The organism is Pectobacterium atrosepticum (genome assembly GCA_019056595.1).
Lineage (GTDB): Bacteria > Pseudomonadota > Gammaproteobacteria > Enterobacterales > Enterobacteriaceae > Pectobacterium > Pectobacterium atrosepticum.
Window position 1 is genome coordinate 3,125,656 of record CP036163.1, and the last position, 16,519, is coordinate 3,142,174.

General features: G+C 50.8%; 21 protein-coding genes. 6 read left to right on the forward strand and 15 right to left on the reverse strand.

The window, feature by feature from the left end:
- Positions 1-5 precede the first annotated feature (5 nt).
- A complete protein-coding gene (locus DCX48_14870; GenBank protein ID QXE15688.1) occupies positions 6-773 on the reverse strand; it encodes an amino acid ABC transporter substrate-binding protein in 768 nt (255 codons plus the stop codon).
- A gap of 156 nt (positions 774-929) precedes the next feature.
- Positions 930-1,328 carry a transcriptional regulator gene (locus DCX48_14875; protein QXE15689.1) on the reverse strand — a complete coding sequence of 133 codons (399 nt, stop codon included), beginning with the start codon at positions 1,326-1,328 and terminating at the stop codon, positions 930-932.
- A gap of 136 nt (positions 1,329-1,464) precedes the next feature.
- On the opposite strand from DCX48_14875, the gene DCX48_14880 reads away from it, so the two are divergent.
- The 4 genes from DCX48_14880 to DCX48_14895 all read left to right on the forward strand — a co-directional run bounded on the left by DCX48_14880 (position 1,465) and on the right by DCX48_14895 (position 5,158).
- Positions 1,465-1,977 (forward strand): hypothetical protein, encoded by a 513-nt coding sequence (locus DCX48_14880; protein ID QXE15690.1) that lies wholly within the window; start codon positions 1,465-1,467, stop codon positions 1,975-1,977.
- Between the two features lie 84 nt (positions 1,978-2,061).
- On the forward strand, positions 2,062-3,252 hold the full coding sequence (locus DCX48_14885) for an aldo/keto reductase (protein QXE15691.1): 1,191 nt from the start codon (positions 2,062-2,064) through the stop codon (positions 3,250-3,252).
- A gap of 287 nt (positions 3,253-3,539) precedes the next feature.
- Entirely contained in the window at positions 3,540-4,685 is a 1,146-nt protein-coding gene (locus DCX48_14890; protein QXE15692.1) for an endonuclease, read from the forward strand.
- 68 nt (positions 4,686-4,753) lie between these two features.
- The gene (locus DCX48_14895) at positions 4,754-5,158 is read left to right on the forward strand and encodes an ASCH domain-containing protein (GenBank protein QXE15693.1); all 405 of its coding nucleotides are present in this window, start codon (positions 4,754-4,756) and stop codon (positions 5,156-5,158) included.
- A 325-nt stretch (positions 5,159-5,483) separates the two neighbouring features.
- Here the strand turns inward: DCX48_14895 and DCX48_14900 are convergent, their stop codons facing one another.
- On the reverse strand, positions 5,484-5,954 hold the full coding sequence (locus DCX48_14900) for a type II toxin-antitoxin system death-on-curing family toxin (protein QXE15694.1): 471 nt from the start codon (positions 5,952-5,954) through the stop codon (positions 5,484-5,486).
- On the reverse strand, positions 5,954-6,358 hold the full coding sequence (locus DCX48_14905; protein QXE15695.1) for a type II toxin-antitoxin system Phd/YefM family antitoxin: 405 nt from the start codon (positions 6,356-6,358) through the stop codon (positions 5,954-5,956). The genes DCX48_14900 and DCX48_14905 overlap by 1 nt, the downstream gene beginning before the upstream one ends.
- Positions 6,359-6,602: 244 nt before the next feature.
- Here DCX48_14905 and DCX48_14910 point away from each other — a divergent pair, with 244 nt between their 5' ends.
- The gene (locus DCX48_14910) at positions 6,603-6,767 is read left to right on the forward strand and encodes a hypothetical protein (protein ID QXE17261.1); all 165 of its coding nucleotides are present in this window, start codon (positions 6,603-6,605) and stop codon (positions 6,765-6,767) included.
- A 128-nt stretch (positions 6,768-6,895) separates the two neighbouring features.
- On the opposite strand, the gene fis is transcribed toward DCX48_14910, so the two are convergent.
- From fis to DCX48_14940, 6 genes are all read right to left on the reverse strand, one after another.
- On the reverse strand, positions 6,896-7,192 hold the full coding sequence (fis, locus tag DCX48_14915) for a DNA-binding transcriptional regulator Fis (GenBank protein QXE15696.1): 297 nt from the start codon (positions 7,190-7,192) through the stop codon (positions 6,896-6,898).
- A 23-nt stretch (positions 7,193-7,215) separates the two neighbouring features.
- Entirely contained in the window at positions 7,216-8,181 is a 966-nt protein-coding gene (dusB, locus tag DCX48_14920; GenBank protein ID QXE15697.1) for a tRNA dihydrouridine synthase DusB, read from the reverse strand.
- Positions 8,182-8,538: 357 nt separating this feature from the next.
- On the reverse strand, positions 8,539-9,273 hold the full coding sequence (locus DCX48_14925) for a carbonic anhydrase (protein ID QXE15698.1): 735 nt from the start codon (positions 9,271-9,273) through the stop codon (positions 8,539-8,541).
- A gap of 177 nt (positions 9,274-9,450) precedes the next feature.
- Positions 9,451-10,338, reverse strand: a complete 888-nt coding sequence (locus tag DCX48_14930; protein ID QXE15699.1) for a 50S ribosomal protein L11 methyltransferase — start codon at positions 10,336-10,338, stop codon at positions 9,451-9,453.
- A 17-nt stretch (positions 10,339-10,355) separates the two neighbouring features.
- On the reverse strand, positions 10,356-11,807 hold the full coding sequence (locus DCX48_14935; protein ID QXE15700.1) for a sodium/pantothenate symporter: 1,452 nt from the start codon (positions 11,805-11,807) through the stop codon (positions 10,356-10,358).
- The gene (locus DCX48_14940; protein ID QXE15701.1) at positions 11,797-12,039 is read right to left on the reverse strand and encodes a DUF997 family protein; all 243 of its coding nucleotides are present in this window, start codon (positions 12,037-12,039) and stop codon (positions 11,797-11,799) included. The genes DCX48_14935 and DCX48_14940 overlap by 11 nt, the downstream gene beginning before the upstream one ends.
- Between DCX48_14940 and DCX48_14945 the strand changes: the two genes are divergently transcribed.
- On the forward strand, positions 12,038-12,238 hold the full coding sequence (locus DCX48_14945) for a hypothetical protein (protein QXE15702.1): 201 nt from the start codon (positions 12,038-12,040) through the stop codon (positions 12,236-12,238). The two genes, DCX48_14940 and DCX48_14945, sit on opposite strands and share 2 nt — an antisense overlap.
- Here the strand turns inward: DCX48_14945 and accC are convergent.
- The 5 genes from accC to msrP form a co-directional block, all read right to left on the reverse strand.
- Positions 12,208-13,551, reverse strand: coding sequence for an acetyl-CoA carboxylase biotin carboxylase subunit (gene accC, locus DCX48_14950; protein QXE15703.1), 1,344 nt, complete (start codon positions 13,549-13,551; stop codon positions 12,208-12,210). The two genes, DCX48_14945 and accC, sit on opposite strands and share 31 nt — an antisense overlap.
- An 11-nt stretch (positions 13,552-13,562) precedes the next feature.
- Positions 13,563-14,030, reverse strand: coding sequence for an acetyl-CoA carboxylase biotin carboxyl carrier protein (accB, locus tag DCX48_14955; GenBank protein QXE15704.1), 468 nt, complete (start codon positions 14,028-14,030; stop codon positions 13,563-13,565).
- Between the two features lie 24 nt (positions 14,031-14,054).
- Positions 14,055-14,507 carry a type II 3-dehydroquinate dehydratase gene (aroQ, locus tag DCX48_14960; protein ID QXE15705.1) on the reverse strand — a complete coding sequence of 151 codons (453 nt, stop codon included), beginning with the start codon at positions 14,505-14,507 and terminating at the stop codon, positions 14,055-14,057.
- A gap of 254 nt (positions 14,508-14,761) precedes the next feature.
- On the reverse strand, positions 14,762-15,361 hold the full coding sequence (gene msrQ, locus DCX48_14965; protein QXE15706.1) for a protein-methionine-sulfoxide reductase heme-binding subunit MsrQ: 600 nt from the start codon (positions 15,359-15,361) through the stop codon (positions 14,762-14,764).
- A gap of 36 nt (positions 15,362-15,397) precedes the next feature.
- Entirely contained in the window at positions 15,398-16,399 is a 1,002-nt protein-coding gene (msrP, locus tag DCX48_14970) for a protein-methionine-sulfoxide reductase catalytic subunit MsrP (protein ID QXE15707.1), read from the reverse strand.
- Positions 16,400-16,519 lie beyond the last annotated feature (120 nt).

Sequence of the window (16,519 nt, forward strand, 5' to 3'; positions counted from 1 at the left end):
TGCGATTATTGAGAAACATCCTCCCCGAAGTATCGCACAGATATCGTTTTATAGGTGCCGTCAGCTTTGATTTCATCCAGAGCTTTATTCAATGCTTCCACCAGTGGAGCCTGATCTTTACGTACCAGAATAGCGGAAGGTTCACCGTCCTTTGAGGTCGCGGCAATCTTCACGTTGGCATCTGGCTTATGCTTTTTGAAATCCAGGAATGACAGATTATCGTTTAACGTAGCGTCGGCACGGCCGCTGAGGACCAGATCCAGCGACTGATTAAAGCCATCCGTTGGTACAATTTCCGCACCGTAGCTGGTGGCTTGCTTCGAATAATTACTGGTCAGGCTTTGGGCCGATTTTTTGCCTTTCAGATCGCTGAAATCCTTGATGGCGGCGTTATCACCACGGACAACCAGCACGGCTTTGGAGTCAATATAAGGCTTGGAGAAATCATACTTGACCTGACGTTCTTTGGTTACGCCAACCTGATTGATGACCGCATCGTAGCGCTTGGCATCAATACCGGCGATTAAACCGTCCCAACGTCCTTCAATGAACTGGGCTTTCACACCGAGTTTTTCTGCTACCGCGCGACCAACGTCCACATCGAAGCCAACCAGTTGCCCTGATTTATCATGATAGGTGTAAGGCGCGTAGGTGCCTTCTGTACCGAACTTGATAACCCCTGCGGACTTGATGGCGCTAAGGTCATCTGCATGAGCGAATACGCTGGTAGCAAGCAGGGCGCTGGTCAGTAAAGCAAAACGTATTTTTTTCATTATGAATTCCTGTGAGTGGTATGCAGCGATGTGCTTATAACTTTTGTTAATAATGAATCTACGCGACAACACATCTGTTTATAAATCACGTTGTGTGATGATTTATATCAGAAGTGAATATAGTGGCTTTGCGTCGTTTTGGCGATGTTGCTCACCTTACTGCGTGAACAGACTATCCGCCTCATTTGAGGTGTTTTGGGCATGTAAAATGGAGGGGAGGTTGTCCTCTATCCATACGGCCAGCCCCTCGACAAGTTTGCTGACTTCTCTGCCCATTGGCGTTAACGAGTAATCGACATGCGGCGGGATAACGGGGTGTGATACGCGCAAAACAAAACCGTCATGCTCCAGCGTTTGCAGTGTTTGCGCCAGCATCTTTTCGCTAACGCCGCCCACTGTTCGCCGTAGTTCACTGAATCGATAGGTGCGCTCACGTAGTGCCAACAGCACTAATACCCCCCAGCGGCTCGTCACATCGCGCAGAATTGTTCGTGATGGGCACGCTTTCGCCATAACGTCAGCGCAGGTAAAACATGGTGAGGATTCTGTCGTCATGCGTCTCTCCTGATTCAGTCATATCACACTAACTTTTTTGTGCGTACTTGTAAAAAAGTTAACTACACCGTAATTATCCCCAATGTTATTTCCTGACACCATCGATTCCCTACCACTAAATAGCAAGGTGATTTTTATGATAAAGACGCTGTTCCTGACGGCAACACTGGGATTAAGCCTAACGATCGGCTCCGTATACGCTCAAATACCGGCGTCCGTTTCCCGTAACCCTGAGGCGTTGTTTACCAGCCCAAATCCAGCACTAAACGCAAACAAGCAGGTGGTTTACCGTATCCTCCGCGAGTTGCTTGACGCAGGTCATTGGGAGAAAGCCGATGAGCTCCTGTCTGCTGAATACTTACAACATAATCCGAATGCACAGAGCGGCCGTGATGCGGTTGTTGATTACTTTACCAAGGTGCTCAAGGTTAAGCCTCAACCGCTCCCTGAACGGCTAAATATGAAAATCATTGCCGTGGTAGCGGAAAGCGATCTGGTTACGGTGCTTTATCCGCGCACCGTTCGTGACCCGAAAGTCGCAGGTGGTTCCTATACCACAACATGGTATGACACGTGGCGTATTAAAGACGGTAAAGCGGTAGAGCATTGGGATCCGGCGTTACTGGGGGAGGTACCCGATTTACGTTGAATGAAAAGGCGGTCTTACGCAGCTTTTCTGTCGTGGGTATCACGCAATCAATAATTAATAGGCATCGACGAAGAGGTATTCAGTATGGAACGTAGAAATTTTCTGAAGCTGGCTGCTGGAAGTGCCGCACTTGTGGCAACAGGGCGCGCGTTTGCTCAAACGGATAATGCGAATGGGGTTATTTCGGCTTTTCAACCTCTGACGGTGCAGGGATCGGTGTTGCCGACTCGTGGCAGGGTTACGGGTACGGCATTACCACTCAATGCCCCTGCAACGAAGGATATCCGTTATCGGACACCTTTCCGCTTCGGTATGGGGGGCACACAGATTGGCAATATTTTTGCCCCTATCAGTGATGAGCTAGCACACTCTACGCTACAAGCTGCGTGGGACGGCGGTGTTCGCTACTATGATACTTCACCTTTCTACGGTCACGGCCTTTCCGAACATCGGCTAGGGAGGTTCCTGCGTGACAAGCCGCGCGATCAATACCTTGTTTCTACAAAAGTGGGGCGTATTTTTCATCCCAGCAGAACGCCGTTGCCTGACTCGCTATGGGCGGACAAACTCAACTTTTCTTATGAGTATGATTATACCGCGGCAGGTGCCCGACGCTCTGTTGAGGACAGTCTGCAGCGGTTAGGATTGTCCAGTATTGATATCGTCTACATCCACGATCTCAGCCCGGATAATACAGAATTGCCTACGCCGTGGACGACATCATTTGAGATTGCGCGTAACGGTGCGATGGCTGAACTGGAACGGATGCGTTCGGAAGGTCTCATCAAAGCTTGGGGGTTCGGTATCAACCGCGCTGACGCTGCCGTGATGGCGACTGCGTTGGACAAGGGGCCAACACCGGATATTGTTTTACTTGCCTGCCAGTACAGTATTATCGACCATCAGGAAACACTGACAAAAACGTTTCCGGCTTTGGCGAAAAAAGGCATTACGGTGACGGTAGGTACGCCGCTTAACGACGGTTTTCTGGGGGGGAGAAATCGTTACCACTTTAGCAATGATCTTCCTCCCGGCGTAGTTGAGAAGCGGGCTCGTTTAGCCACTATCGCGGATCGACACGGTATTGACATTCGTACTGCGGCGCTTCAATTTGCTGCTGCACCGCCAATCGTATCGGCCATTATTCCTGGTGCTCGTGCTCCTGGGCAGGTCGAAGCCAATATCCAGTCGATGAAGGTGAGTATTCCAAAGGGCTTTTGGGACGAGCTTAGGGAGCAAAAACTGATTGCTGCCGATGCGCCGATACCCACCTGATACAGTAGGCATAAAACCTTATCGCTTACTGGCCCGCGTGAGGCGGCAGATGAACCGATTTACATCATGAAAACGGTGATAGTGAAATAAAAGCGTAAAGCGTAAAGCGTTTCCGGCTGGTTTTTTCATGGCGCCTTATACTTTATTCATTATCACGTTATTCCCGTTATTCGTATTGTCATCAAGCCTTTCCGCATTTTTACTTTCTATGCAGCGTGGTTGTCACAATAGAAGCCTACTCTTAAAGAGGACTATTGCTTCTGTCGTTATCCGTCAAGGAGACAACAATGAAGATCCGTATCGCCAGCTATAACGTTGAGAACCTATTTCATCGCACTGCGATTCTTAACCTCCCCGACTCCCAGCAGATCGATGCCTTATTGGAACAGGTCAGGCAACTTCAGCAACTTCTCGAACAGCCCCAATACGATGATGCCCTGAAGGATAAGGTATTCCGCCTTTCTATCGCACTCCGTCCTTATATTGATATCCGTACCGACGCGGGCACGTTGGGGAGATGGAGAAAGGAAGAGGCAGGTACGGGATTCAGGATCAATAAAAGCTGCCGTGGTCGTGGAGATTGGATTGGTGAAATCGTGTTCAAATCGCAGGAATTCAGCAGCCAGCAGCGTAAGAATACCGGCAAGATTATCACCCTGCTTAACGCCGACATCCTGTGCGCCGTTGAAGTCGAAAACATGGATGTATTACGGGATTTCAACAGTCAGGTACTCGGGAAAAAGAAATTTAGTCAGTTCGTTATGATCGACAGCCCGAATGACCCACGCGGCATTGATGTTGCCTGCTTGACGCGTTATCGGATCGTTCAGCTACGCACCCATATTTTTGATGCGGGAAAGCAGTTTGACCCCGTATTTAGCCGTGATTGCCTTGAAGTCACGCTGGATGCTGGCCTCAAACAGCCAATTTATATTCTGTGCAACCATTTCAAAAGCCAAAGCGGTCAAACAGAACAAGAACGACAGCGTGGGGCGCAGAAGCGCCGTGACCAATCCGAACGTGTCGCAGAGATTGTCCAACAGACTTACGATCTCAAGAAGGATTACGTGGTGATTCTCGGCGATTTGAACGAGGATTCGTCAAATCCTTGGCAGAGTTTGGCTCCGCTGTTTTCCCTGTCGGATTTACATCCGGTTATTGACCCAGAGCGCCCGGAAAAAGAGCGTTATACCTATTATTTCTCTGGCGGCAAGAAAGGCGCTCGGTTAAATCAGCTGGACTACATTTTCTTGTCTGCACCGTTGCATCAGGCGGTGGTGGAGTGGGGTGTTGAGCGTCGAGGCATTTATAACATCGACAAGATTGCCGCCAAAGAGGGCGCTGAACCCGTTACGCCGCTACCCGAAGTAACATCATGGGACACGGCTGCGTCCGACCATGCGGCGCTCTGGGTGGAAGTGGATATTACCTGATGGCCTCTTTACGGCTATGATGGCGTGAGAGAAGAAAGCAATCATAGCCGTATAAACAGAGGAAGATGATGAGCCATAAACAAGGATTGGAAAAGTACCCAGACGCGCTGCGCTGGGCGTTTGGCGACAGCTCCGAGCTGGCGGATGAGCTGCTGCAACTGGTGCGGGAAGGGCATAAAACGGCGAGCTGTGGCTCGTATCATGCGTTCAAAAGTGAACCCTCGCCGCAGGTCGGCGATTACAACATCATTCTGGACGGTGCAGGACAACCCTCCTGCGTGATTCGAACTCGCTCGTTAACGCTGGTGCGCTACTGCGACGTGACCGCTGAGATGGCAGCCAAAGAAGGCGAAGGAGACAAAAGCCTGGCTTTCTGGCAGCAAGCACATCAGGAGTTTTTCGAACGAGAAGGCTCGTTCGCCCCAGATATGCTGCTGGTGTTTGAAGAGTTTGAGCTGGTTGAGGTGCTTTGATTCTGGGTTAGCGACTGCTCAATCCGACGGTGTTTTGTAGCTGGAGCGGCTAAATGTGGCTGTTGGGTAGAGGCTGTGATGGCGGATGTCCTGTTTTCGGCTGAAATGGTATAGATGCATCCGGACTACCCGTGGCAAGCGACATATTAGGAGAGGTTCAGGCGTTTAGTGGGCTAGCCAGATAACAAATGAATGCCAACATTGTATCAATCAAACGAAGCGTCTTTATACGCTTCGTTGCAACGCTCAAACAGAGAAGCGCGCCTACTTAATAAACCGCCTAGGGTTATTTGAGTCGGTGTGCTTCCCGAATTACTGCATGACACTATTCTTCAGATAGTGAAGACTGTAAAGGAAGAAGGTAGTCAGAATCATAATCATCCATGAGGTCATTTCTGTAGGACGATAATAATCGTAATGCAAAACTGGTCTGTTCAAGGTTTGCTTCATCCATCGCAGCAAATACCGTGAGTTTTACCAGTTCATAAGACTGGTTCAGATCATACGATCTGGCTTCAGGATCATCAGCAATTTCAGGATCTATGTTCATCAGCAAAAAAATAGCTGCGGCCTGAAATGCGGTCCTTTTATTCGCATCATTAAAAGCATGAGCTTTAGCAATGGCTATTAGGTAAAGAGCCGCAAGTTTAAAAATATCATTGCATGACTCGTAGAAATGTAAATTCTCAACTCTTGAAAGCGCTCCACCCAATCTGTTTCTGTCAGGAGGGCCGCTACTGGCTAATGTATCTTGTTGAATTTCAATTACTTGATCCATATTGAGAAATTCAAACATTATTTATCTCCGAGTATTTTTATGACACCCGCATGCCGTTTTTGTGTTCTCGTTTTTGCTTCGACAAAACTTAATTTTTTGGGCTGCGATACTGTTTGTCTTTTTTCATAATGCTCAGAGCTGCTATCTCGGCGAATACTTCCACTTTTAGATACAAAGACAGTTCCGTGTGCACTGGGAGTTGAGAACACTGACACCTCTTCACCAGTCTTAACCCGGATACCTCCTCTGGGAGTCGAAGAATACACACCTGCGTTTGCCTCTGGGAAGCTGGCGCTCTGGTTCCCCTGCAATTTGAGATCGGGTTTACCTCGCTGAGTAACAATAAAATCTACACCATTACGAAGTTCATCAAGCACTTCGGTCAGATGTTCGCGCATGTAGGTATAGGTTATCGATTTCATAAAAATTCCGACGCTGCAAACTTGTACATGTACAGATTAGCAAAAGGGATGCTCTTGCGTAAGCGCGTGCCACCAAAAATGCAAATTCACTACATTAAAATGAACCTTCTCGGTAGGCAAATCTGCCCTATAGTTTGGAGTCACTCCATTGGGTTATTGCCGCTCTGTTCTATGAACGTCCGATATTGGCATGAGTTGGCTACCAGATTAAGCATTAACCAGTAAAGTTTACGCTACCCGCAAAATTAGTCAGTCTTTGGATTACTTGCGCTGGCGGCGTTTGATCTCGCCTTTCACTGCGGTGATGATGAATTGCGCTTTTATCTCACCAGCTTCAAGGCTACTTTCCATTTCAGCAACAACATCGTGCGGGAACCTCGCATTCAACTGCTGTAACTTTAGCCATTAAAAACGCTCGCAGACGCAATGCTCAAACTGTCCACGCTAAGGCTGTTGCAGCCTAAATAGAAGGCAAAGAAAAAGGCGCTTAACCAAAAGAGGTAAAGCGCCTTTTTTCAAATGCTTAACTGATTAGTATCAGTTCATGCCGTATTTTTTCAATTTCTTACGCAGAGTACCACGGTTGATGCCCATCATCAGGGCTGCGCGGGTTTGGTTACCGCGGGTGTATTGCATCACCATGTCCAACAGTGGCTGTTCAACTTCAGCCAGTACCAGCTCATACAGGTCACTTACATCCTGACCGTTCAATTGAGCAAAATAGTTCTTCAGTGCCTGTTTAACCGAGTCGCGCAGGGGTTTTTGGGTTACCTGAGCCTGAGAGTTTACAGTGGAAACGGTCAGTACGTCAGAATTCACGCGTTGTTCGAACATAGTTCTGTCAGCTCTTTTTCTGTTTACGCAAGATTTTCAAAATATGCCTTCAACGCCTCCAGCTGCTCGCTGGCATCCTCAATGGCGTTGAATGTGCGCCTAAACTGGTCGTTTGGGGCGTGCTCCTGGATATACCAGGATACGTGCTTACGAGCGATACGAAATCCCTTGCCTGGACCATAAAAGTCGTGCAATTCCCGTATGTGCTCGATCAACAAGCGCTTGACCTCTACCAAAGGCAGTGGTGCCAGCAACTCCCCTGTGTCCAGATAATGCTGGATTTCCCGAAAGATCCAGGGTCTTCCCTGAGCGGCTCGTCCTATCATCAGGGCGTCAGCCCCAGTGTAGTCAAGAACCGCTCTGGCTTTATGCGGGTCTGTAATGTCGCCATTCGCAATAATAGGAATGGAAACGGCCTGCTTAACTGCCCGAATGCTGTCGTATTCGGCGAAACCATTGAACAGGCACGCACGAGTGCGTCCGTGAATAGTTAACGCCTGGATGCCACAGTCTTCAGCCAATTTGGCAATTTCTACACAGTTGCGGTGCTCTGGTGCCCAACCGGTACGGATCTTCAGTGTTACCGGTACGTCTACCGCTTTCACTACCGTAGAGAGGATCTGTTTGACCAAATCCGGATACTGCAATAACGCAGATCCTGCCATCTTGCGGTTCACCTTCTTCGCTGGGCAGCCCATATTGATGTCGATGATCTGCGCGCCGGAATCAGCGTTGATTCTCGCTGCCGCCGCCATCTCATCGGGGTCACAACCGGCAATCTGCACGGCCCTGATACCCGGTTCATCACTATGTACCATTCGCAAACGCGACTTGTCTGAACGCCAGACTTCCGGATTGGAAGACAGCATTTCAGACACGGTCATTCCAGCGCCCATCGCATGACAGAGTGCTCTAAATGGGCGATCGCTAATACCAGCCATTGGGGCTGCTATCAAACGATTGGTTAGCTGAAATTGTCCAATGTGCATAGACAAAAATTGACCATACTGTGCCTGCAAGGGCGCGTATATTACGCATTTTTTACGTCAGATGAAAGGCCAAACTTTGACCAATTTACGGCTATCGATCAATGAAAATGCAGTTCGTAGAGGCATATGAAAATATTATTCATATTTAACAGTGTGTTATATTTTTGTGTTGGTTTTTTGCTCTGTAAAATATTCATCTTCTTACAGAATTTTATCTGTAAGCGTGGTCGTTTTTACTGAAGATACAACAGGCTAGCAATGCTTTATCAGTGAAATGCTTTGGTTAATGTGGCAAAAAAGGGCACCAATTTACCTGAGGCTGGTCGGCAAATGCTCTGACCAGCCTCACGGAGTGGCTTAATGTATGATGATTCGGCCATTAAGCGGTTGTATAGGGCGATTATTGGCGTGATGCATGACCGAGCTGAACTGGTTTATTTGTTCAGCAGAGGCGGTGACGGGATGATCCAGCACCAGCCAGCGAATGCCTTCTGAGCAAGGTGGCGTGGTCAGTGACCCACTGAATCGATAGTAGTTTAATGACGTCGGTAACAAGGCCTGAATCGCAATCGGCGTACGCACGTCCTCCGCCTGATCGACATGAGCCGGAATCTGCTGCCATGCAGTGGCTAGTTGTGGATTGGCTGCTCCCTCCTGAAACATCAGCGCAATAACGGTGAGCGCGCCATCCGCGTTTTTATAGACAAAGTGGCCTTCCAACGGAAATTGTTTACCATCAATTTCATTTTCACTCGGTGCGTGAAAGTGGAATTGCTGCAAGGCGAATGTCTCGTTATCCAGCAACAGCGTATTCCCCGAACTGACGTTAACCTGAACAGTATGCCCGTTGTTGATGATTTGCTGTGTTCCAGACTGGAAAGCCAACTGTAAGGGATCGTGCTGGGCGTTTAGTGCCTGCTGGATATTGACTGGAGATTGATTTTTCCCCGTTTCACACAGCGAGAAGTCCGGGGAGAGTTTTCCCCAGTGCGCCGGATCGCCGCTGCCTTCGTAGCCCCAGTGAACCGAGTCTGATGCCGATGCGGAAAAGCAGGCCGACAGCATAAGTGCGATAGAGAATTTACCTTTCATTTTTCATCCCTTAAAAATAATGATACGGCATCGTTGAGCGCCGGGCGCAGGTGATGCGCTCGATCACTTGCCGGCCAGCATAATACGCCAGCTTATCGGGACAAATCATGAGGTATAACAAGAAGGCGCTCGCCCACCGTTGCGTACACGGCGGGCGGAGCAGGAGGGATAACGTGATTAGGACGTGTGGCGTTGGCCGGTAATACGACACCATTCTTCGCGTTCAGCGACGGGATCGAGCGTGAATTTGTCTGCGTAGGCTTCTGCGACGCCATCGGCCTGCGTGGACAGTACGCCGGACAGGCCGAGGTGACCCCCAGCTTTTGGCAGATCGCTAATCAGCGGTGCCAGTTCGCGCAGTGGGCCAGCAAGGATGTTGGCGACGACGACATCGGCAGACAGGTCGGCAGGTTGGTCTTTCGGCAGGTAAAGCTCAAGACGCTCAGAAACGCCGTTGCGCTGCGCGTTGTCGCGGCTGGCCTGAATCGCCTGCGGATCGATATCAATCCCGATAGCGCGTGCTGCACCCAGTTTCAGGGCGGCAATCGCCAGAATGCCGGAGCCGCAGCCGAAATCGATGATGGTTTTCCCTTCGAGATCTAGCCCATCGAGCCATTGCAGGCACAGTGACGTCGTTGGGTGGGTACCGGTGCCGAACGCCAGGCCGGGATCGAGCATCACGTTGACGGCGCTCGGGTCAGGAATTTCACGCCAGCTTGGGCAAATCCACAGACGTTTACCGAACTGCATCGGATGGAAGTTATCCATCCACTCGCGTTCCCAGTCTTTGTCTTCCAACTGTTCGATCTTGTGCTTAAAACCCACGCCCAGCAGCGGCTCTTGTTCCAGCATGGCGATAACCGCGTTCATGTCGGTTTCGGCATCGTACAGCGCAATGGCGTCGGTATCGCCCCACAGACGAGTCTCGCCCGGCAGCGGTTCAAACACTGGAGTATCGTGCGTATCCTGAAACGTAACGGATACCGCACCGCTTTCTATCATGGTGTCACCCAGTTGTTCAGCAACCTTTCCTGAGGTGTTTATTTTCAGTTGAATCCACGGCATAGCAGTCTCTATTACATTTAAAGTGAAGATGAAGCGGCAACCGGCGCTGGTGGATTATGACCAAAACGGTTGCCAATCATAAACGCCATCAGGCTGAGTAACAGCGATGGCACAATAGGGTGGTATCCAGCCAACTGAAGATTGAAGCTAGCCAGTAAGGTATAGCAAATCGCGCCGGTGAACATGGCGCTAAGCGCACCCGCAGCATTCGCGCGTTCCCAATACAGGCCTAGCACTAGCGGCCATAGGAACACTGCTTCCAGCCCGCCAAACGCCAGCAGATTCAGCCAGATGATCATCTCCGGCGGCCGTAAGGAGGCCAGCAGCACCAGCAGCCCCAACAACAGGGTTGTCACGCTGGACAGGATCTTGATACGACGTTCGTTATGGATCTGCTCAGGGCGCACGCTGAGATAGAGATCCTTGATGATCGTGGCAGAGGCCTGAAGCAAATGCGCATTAATGTTGGACATGATAGCGGCCATTGGCGCGGCGAGAAAGATCCCTGCAGCCAGCGGTGGCAGCACGGTGACCATCAGCGCGGGTAAAACCTGATCGGGAATTGTCAGGTTTGGCATAACGGCGCGCCCCAGCGCACCAGCCAGATGCATGCCGAGCATCAGAATGCCGATGACGATTGTGCCGATGATAATTCCACGGTGTAACGCTTTGCTGTCTCGGTAAGAGATACAACGAACGGCGGTGTTCGGCAGGCCAATGACGCCGAAGCAGACCAGCACCCAGAATGAGGCCATAAACGGCATCGACAGAATGCCGCCGCTGCCCTGTGGTGATACCAGCATCGGGTCGATTTGTTGCAGCTTATCCACCGCGCTGTGCAAACCGCCTGCGGCATAAATCACGCCCACCAGCAGGATGACGGTACCGATTAACATCACGATGCCTTGCATCGCATCATTGAGCACGCTGGCACGGAAGCCGCCAAACGTGGTGTATAGCGCGATGGTGACGCCGAAAATCAGCAAACCGATGTCATAAGGAATGTTCGCGGCGGTTTCCAGCAGGCGTGCGCCGCCGATGAACTGCACGGCCATGGCACCGATAAACGCGATCAGCAGGCTGATGCTAGCGAACCACACCAGCAGCGGGCTTTTGTAGCGGGCGTACAGCATGTCATTCAGTGTGATAGCGTTGTAGCGGCGAGCTAAAATAGCGAACTTTTTCCCCAGAATGCCCAGCGACAGCAGCATAGTGGGAAGCTGAATCATCGAAAGCAACACCCAGCCCAGCCCGTATTTGTAAGCGGCACCTGGCCCGCCGATAAAAGAGCTAGCGCTAACGTAGGTGCCGATGAGCGTCATCGCCAGTACAAACCCGCCCATCGAGCGGCCACCGAGGAAATATTCATTAAGAAAGTTACCTGCCTGACGGCGACGGTACGCATAGACCGACAGCCCGAAGACCAGCAGCAGATAGCCAATCAGCGGCAATAAAATTTCAATTTGCATCGTCACTCTCCAATGAGAGATCGCGGAAAATAACGCGCACCATTAGCCAGCACAGCAGCGTAAACACGAGCGGTAGCAGCAGACAGGCCATCTCAAACCAGTGTGGAAGACCCGTTATCCCTTGTGTGTTGTCAGGCAAATAGGCGGCAAGCGCCCAAGCCACTAAATAAACCAGCGTCAGGCCAAAAGCCCAGCGGGCCTCTTTGTGTGCCTGAGGAAAGCGTGTATCCATGTTCTTCTCCACCGTAAATGGGAGCATAGGTATTGTTATGAGCGTCGTGATGACGAAAGCGGGAATTTTACGGCATGTGGGCCAATTGACTAGCCTGAATTCACAGAAAAAGAAAAAGGCCGGTTTTCACCGACCTTTAAGAGAGTCACGACTGAAATCGCGCAGCGTTTACTGCAAGCCGAGTTTCTTCTCCAGATAGTGGATGTTAGTGCCACCTCTCTGGAAGTTTTCGTCGCTCATGATCTTCATCTGAAGTTCGATGTTGGTTTTGATGCCATCGATGATCAGTTCAGCCAGCGCGTTCTTCATACGTGAAATCGCGATTTCGCGGGTTTCGCCGTAGGTGATCAGCTTGCCGATCATGGAATCGTAATACGGCGGTACGGTATAACCGGCGTAAATATGCGATTCCCAACGGACACCAAAGCCGCCCGGCGCGTGGAAACGCGTGATTTTACCCGGGCTTGGCAGGAACGAATTCGGATCTTCCGCGTTGATACGGCATTCCACCGCATGGCCGCGCACCTTGACGTCTTTCTGCTTGATGGACAGCGGCTGACCAGCAGCAATGCGTAACTGCTCTTTAATCAGATCCACGCCGGTAATCATCTCGGTTACCGGATGCTCCACCTGAATACGGGTGTTCATTTCAATGAAGTAGAACTCACCGTTTTCGTACAGGAATTCGAACGTACCCGCACCGCGATAGTTGATATCGATACAGGCTTTGGCGCAGCGCTCACCGATATTGCGACGCAGTTCGTCGGTAATGCCGGGTGCTGGCGCTTCTTCCACCACTTTCTGGTGGCGACGCTGCATAGAGCAGTCGCGCTCGGCCAGATAGACGGCGTTACCCTGACCGTCAGCCATAACCTGAATTTCCACGTGGCGCGGATTTTCCAGGTATTTTTCCATGTAGACCATGTCGTTGTTGAAAGCCGCTTTGGCTTCCGCACGGGTCATGTTGATGGATTGTTCCAGCTCTTTGTCGCTACGTACCACGCGCATACCACGACCACCGCCGCCGCCAGAGGCTTTGATGATGACCGGATAGCCGATACGTTTGCCAAAGGCGCGGTTTTTGTCCATGTCGCCGTCTAATGGGCCATCAGAACCCGGTACGCACGGCACACCCGCTTTTTTCATCGCGCTGATCGCAGAGACTTTATCGCCCATCAGGCGAATGGTATCTGCACGTGGGCCGATGAAGATAAAGCCGGAACGTTCAACTTGTTCGGCAAAATCTGCGTTTTCGGACAGGAAACCGTAGCCAGGGTGAATAGCTACAGCACCCGTGATTTCCGCTGCGGAAATAATCGCTGGGATATTCAGATAGCTTTTTGTTGACGGCGCCGGGCCAATACACACGGTTTCGTCCGCCAGCAATACGTGTTTCAAATCGCGATCCGCACTGGAGTGAACGGCGACGGTTTTGATGCCCAGTTCTTTACAGGCACGCAAAATACGCAGCGCGATTTCTCCGCGGTTAGCGATAACGATTTTATCTAGCATGATAAGCCTCGTTATTCGATGACAACCAGTGGCTCGTCAAATTCGACCGGCTGACCGTTTTCGACCAGGATGGCTTTAACCACGCCCGCTTTGTCGGCTTCGATCTGGTTCATCATTTTCATGGCTTCGACGATGCACAGGGTATCGCCGACGTTGACGCGCTGACCCACTTCCACGAAAGACTTAGCATCCGGGCTTGGGGTGCGATAGAAGGTTCCAACCATTGGAGAACGAACAATGTGTCCACTGATGGCAGCCGGTGCTGCAACTGCTTCCACTGGCGCTGGTGCAACGGCGGCTGCCAGAGCAGGCTGTGGCTGCATCATCGGCGTAGCGTAGGCCTGTTGCATCATCGGGTAGTTAACCGCTGCTGGGGCACGACTGATACGTACTGATTCTTCACCTTCAGAAATTTCCAGTTCGGCGATGCCGGACTCTTCAACCAGTTCGATCAGTTTTTTGATTTTACGAATATCCATGGATGTGGTTCCGTACTCTTTTGTTTAATTGGAAGTTGACAGGCGTTTTACCGCCGTCTGTAAAGCATACTGATAACCATCTGCCCCCAAGCCACATATCACGCCGACCGCAACATCAGAAAGATAAGAGTGGTGACGAAAAGGCTCACGTGCGTGCACGTTGGACAGATGAATTTCGATAAACGGAATTGCGACCGCCAGCAGGGCATCACGCAGCGCAACGCTGGTGTGGGTAAATGCCGCCGGGTTAATCAGAATGAAGTCTGTGTTTCCTCTGGCCTGATGGATGGTATCGATCAGGACATGTTCCGCATTGGATTGCAGATGGGAAAACTTCACGTTCAATGCCTGCGCCTGTGTTTCCAGCTCGCTGACAATGTCTGCTAATGTCGTGTTACCGTATTTGTCGGGCTCTCGGGTACCTAGCAGGTTCAGGTTTGGACCATTCAAGAGCAAAATGTGAAAATTTTCTGCCATTGTGCTGCTATCTCCCGCGATTGACCAAGATTGCAAAAACAGTGTCGCACAAAATAGCGCGAAGCTATTCGTTTGTCACCTTTCGTGACGCAAATTGTCCGGCCCGAGAAATTAAAGTCGTGCATTATAACCATATCGTGGCAATTCGCAGCTAAATACTGGTCTTATCTGCGGAGATATTCTTGCTCCGGGTGATGAGAAAGCGTCAATCTCACTGTGGCTAGGAACCGGTTTTTCCTGTGTTAACGCCGCGTTTAGCGCCACCATTGACGAAATTTCTTATAACGTAGCAACAGCAATATCAGCGCCGCGAGTGCATACAAAATAGGCTGCGGGGACAGCGTTTTAACTGACCAAAGATAGTGGATAGGCGTAAGGATGGCGACTAAATAGACGAAATTATGCAGTTTTTGCCATTGCGATCCCAACTTGCGCATCATTATCTGTGGCGAAGTCACCGCTAGCGCCAGCAAAATCAGCCAGCTTATGATACCCAGCGTTAAATACGGCCGGGATATCAGTTCTTTGCCCAGCAGCGCCAGATGATCCAAACCCAACTCCAGCAGTGCATAGCTCACCAGATGTAACGTCGCCCAGAAAAAGCACCACAGCCCGAGGAGGCGTCGGCATCGTATTAATAGCGGCTGCTTGCCGTAGCGCGCCAGTGGCGTAACCAACAGCGTCGCCAGCAGCAATTTCAGCGCCATTCGGCCGGTAAAATGCTGGATATCTTTGGCTGGGTCAGCGCTAAACCACCCTTGGTCGACTGACAATATCAGCCACAGCAGCGGCAGAAAACCAGCCAGGTGGAGTAGCACTTTTAGCCGATTAATGTGTTGTAACGTCAGTCTCATGCTGATGTGGATTCCTATCCTGACAGGATGCTATTGCTAGAAGTTGTCACGCAGATTCAGACCGCGATACAGCGAGGCGACCTGTTCTGCATAGCCGTTGAACAGCAGCGTAGGTTGACGCTCAACATTAAGCAGGCCCCCTGAGCCGATGACGCGCTCTGTTGCCTGCGACCAGCGGGGGTGATCCACATGCGGGTTAACGTTGGCATAGAAGCCATACTCGTCCGGTGCTGCCAGATTCCACGTGCAGGGCGGCCGCTCACGGGTGAGCCGGATATGTACGATGGATTTGATGTTCTTGAATCCGTATTTCCACGGTGTGACTAACCGGATGGGCGCACCGTTCTGCGGCGGCAGTGTCTTGCCATAAACACCGACAGCCAGCAGCGCCAAGGGGTTCATGGCTTCATCCATCCGTAGGCCTTCTACATAGGGATAGTCCAACCCGCCGCCCATAAAGCGATCTTTTTGTCCTGGCATTTGTTCTGGATCGTGAAGCGTCTGAAACGCCACGTAGCGCGCGTTGCTGGTGGGTTCGGCGAATTTAATCAGCTTGGCCAATTCAAACCCGACCCACGGAATCACCATCGACCATGCCTCGACGCAGCGAAAACGGTAGATTCGTTCTTCCAGCGGAAAGCGTTTTAGCAAATCGTCGATATCCAACGTGAGAGGTTTGGCGACATCACCGTCTATTTTGATAGTCCAGCCGTCGGTTTTTAATCCACCCGCATTGGCCGCCGGATCGGCTTTGTCCAACCCAAATTCATAGAAATTGTTATAGCCCGTGACCTTGTCTTCCGGCGTGAGCGGCAGATCGAGTTTCCAGTCGGTAGGTTGGCTAAACGTGAGCGGTTTACCCGGTGGGGCTTTGGGTTTATCGCTGCCTTTAAACCAGGCAAGCAGATCGGCCTGTGCGGAAAGCGGTAATGAGAGCGCCGCAGCGGAAATGCCCAGCGCTTTTAATACGCGCCGACGCTGATAAAAGAGGGATTCTGGGGTAACGTCGGCTTCAGTGGGCTTACGATGTTTGTGCATGTGAACTCCCGCCAGTCATTATTATTGTTGACGCAAGGTGGCGTTTTTAATGGTTACCGTTCACTTAGTTACATACTCTAAATAATTCGAGTTGCAGGAAGGCGGCAAGCGAGGGAATCC

Excerpts from the sequence above, each read along its gene's own strand:
- DCX48_14870 (QXE15688.1), bottom strand. The coding sequence starts at position 773 with ATGAAAAAAATACGTTTTGCTTTACTGACCAGCGCCCTGCTTGCTACC.
- DCX48_14875 (QXE15689.1), bottom strand. The coding sequence starts at position 1,328 with ATGACGACAGAATCCTCACCATGTTTTACCTGCGCTGACGTTATGGCG.
- DCX48_14880 (QXE15690.1), top strand. The coding sequence starts at position 1,465 with ATGATAAAGACGCTGTTCCTGACGGCAACACTGGGATTAAGCCTAACG.
- DCX48_14885 (QXE15691.1), top strand. The coding sequence starts at position 2,062 with ATGGAACGTAGAAATTTTCTGAAGCTGGCTGCTGGAAGTGCCGCACTT.
- DCX48_14890 (QXE15692.1), top strand. The coding sequence starts at position 3,540 with ATGAAGATCCGTATCGCCAGCTATAACGTTGAGAACCTATTTCATCGC.
- DCX48_14895 (QXE15693.1), top strand. The coding sequence starts at position 4,754 with ATGAGCCATAAACAAGGATTGGAAAAGTACCCAGACGCGCTGCGCTGG.
- DCX48_14900 (QXE15694.1), bottom strand. The coding sequence starts at position 5,954 with ATGTTTGAATTTCTCAATATGGATCAAGTAATTGAAATTCAACAAGAT.
- DCX48_14905 (QXE15695.1), bottom strand. The coding sequence starts at position 6,358 with ATGAAATCGATAACCTATACCTACATGCGCGAACATCTGACCGAAGTG.
- fis (QXE15696.1), bottom strand. The coding sequence starts at position 7,192 with ATGTTCGAACAACGCGTGAATTCTGACGTACTGACCGTTTCCACTGTA.
- dusB (QXE15697.1), bottom strand. The coding sequence starts at position 8,181 with ATGCACATTGGACAATTTCAGCTAACCAATCGTTTGATAGCAGCCCCA.
- DCX48_14925 (QXE15698.1), bottom strand. The coding sequence starts at position 9,273 with ATGAAAGGTAAATTCTCTATCGCACTTATGCTGTCGGCCTGCTTTTCC.
- DCX48_14930 (QXE15699.1), bottom strand. The coding sequence starts at position 10,338 with ATGCCGTGGATTCAACTGAAAATAAACACCTCAGGAAAGGTTGCTGAA.
- DCX48_14935 (QXE15700.1), bottom strand. The coding sequence starts at position 11,807 with ATGCAAATTGAAATTTTATTGCCGCTGATTGGCTATCTGCTGCTGGTC.
- DCX48_14945 (QXE15702.1), top strand. The coding sequence starts at position 12,038 with ATGTTCTTCTCCACCGTAAATGGGAGCATAGGTATTGTTATGAGCGTC.
- DCX48_14940 (QXE15701.1), bottom strand. The coding sequence starts at position 12,039 with ATGGATACACGCTTTCCTCAGGCACACAAAGAGGCCCGCTGGGCTTTT.
- accC (QXE15703.1), bottom strand. The coding sequence starts at position 13,551 with ATGCTAGATAAAATCGTTATCGCTAACCGCGGAGAAATCGCGCTGCGT.
- accB (QXE15704.1), bottom strand. The coding sequence starts at position 14,030 with ATGGATATTCGTAAAATCAAAAAACTGATCGAACTGGTTGAAGAGTCC.
- aroQ (QXE15705.1), bottom strand. The coding sequence starts at position 14,507 with ATGGCAGAAAATTTTCACATTTTGCTCTTGAATGGTCCAAACCTGAAC.
- msrQ (QXE15706.1), bottom strand. The coding sequence starts at position 15,361 with ATGAGACTGACGTTACAACACATTAATCGGCTAAAAGTGCTACTCCAC.
- msrP (QXE15707.1), bottom strand. The coding sequence starts at position 16,399 with ATGCACAAACATCGTAAGCCCACTGAAGCCGACGTTACCCCAGAATCC.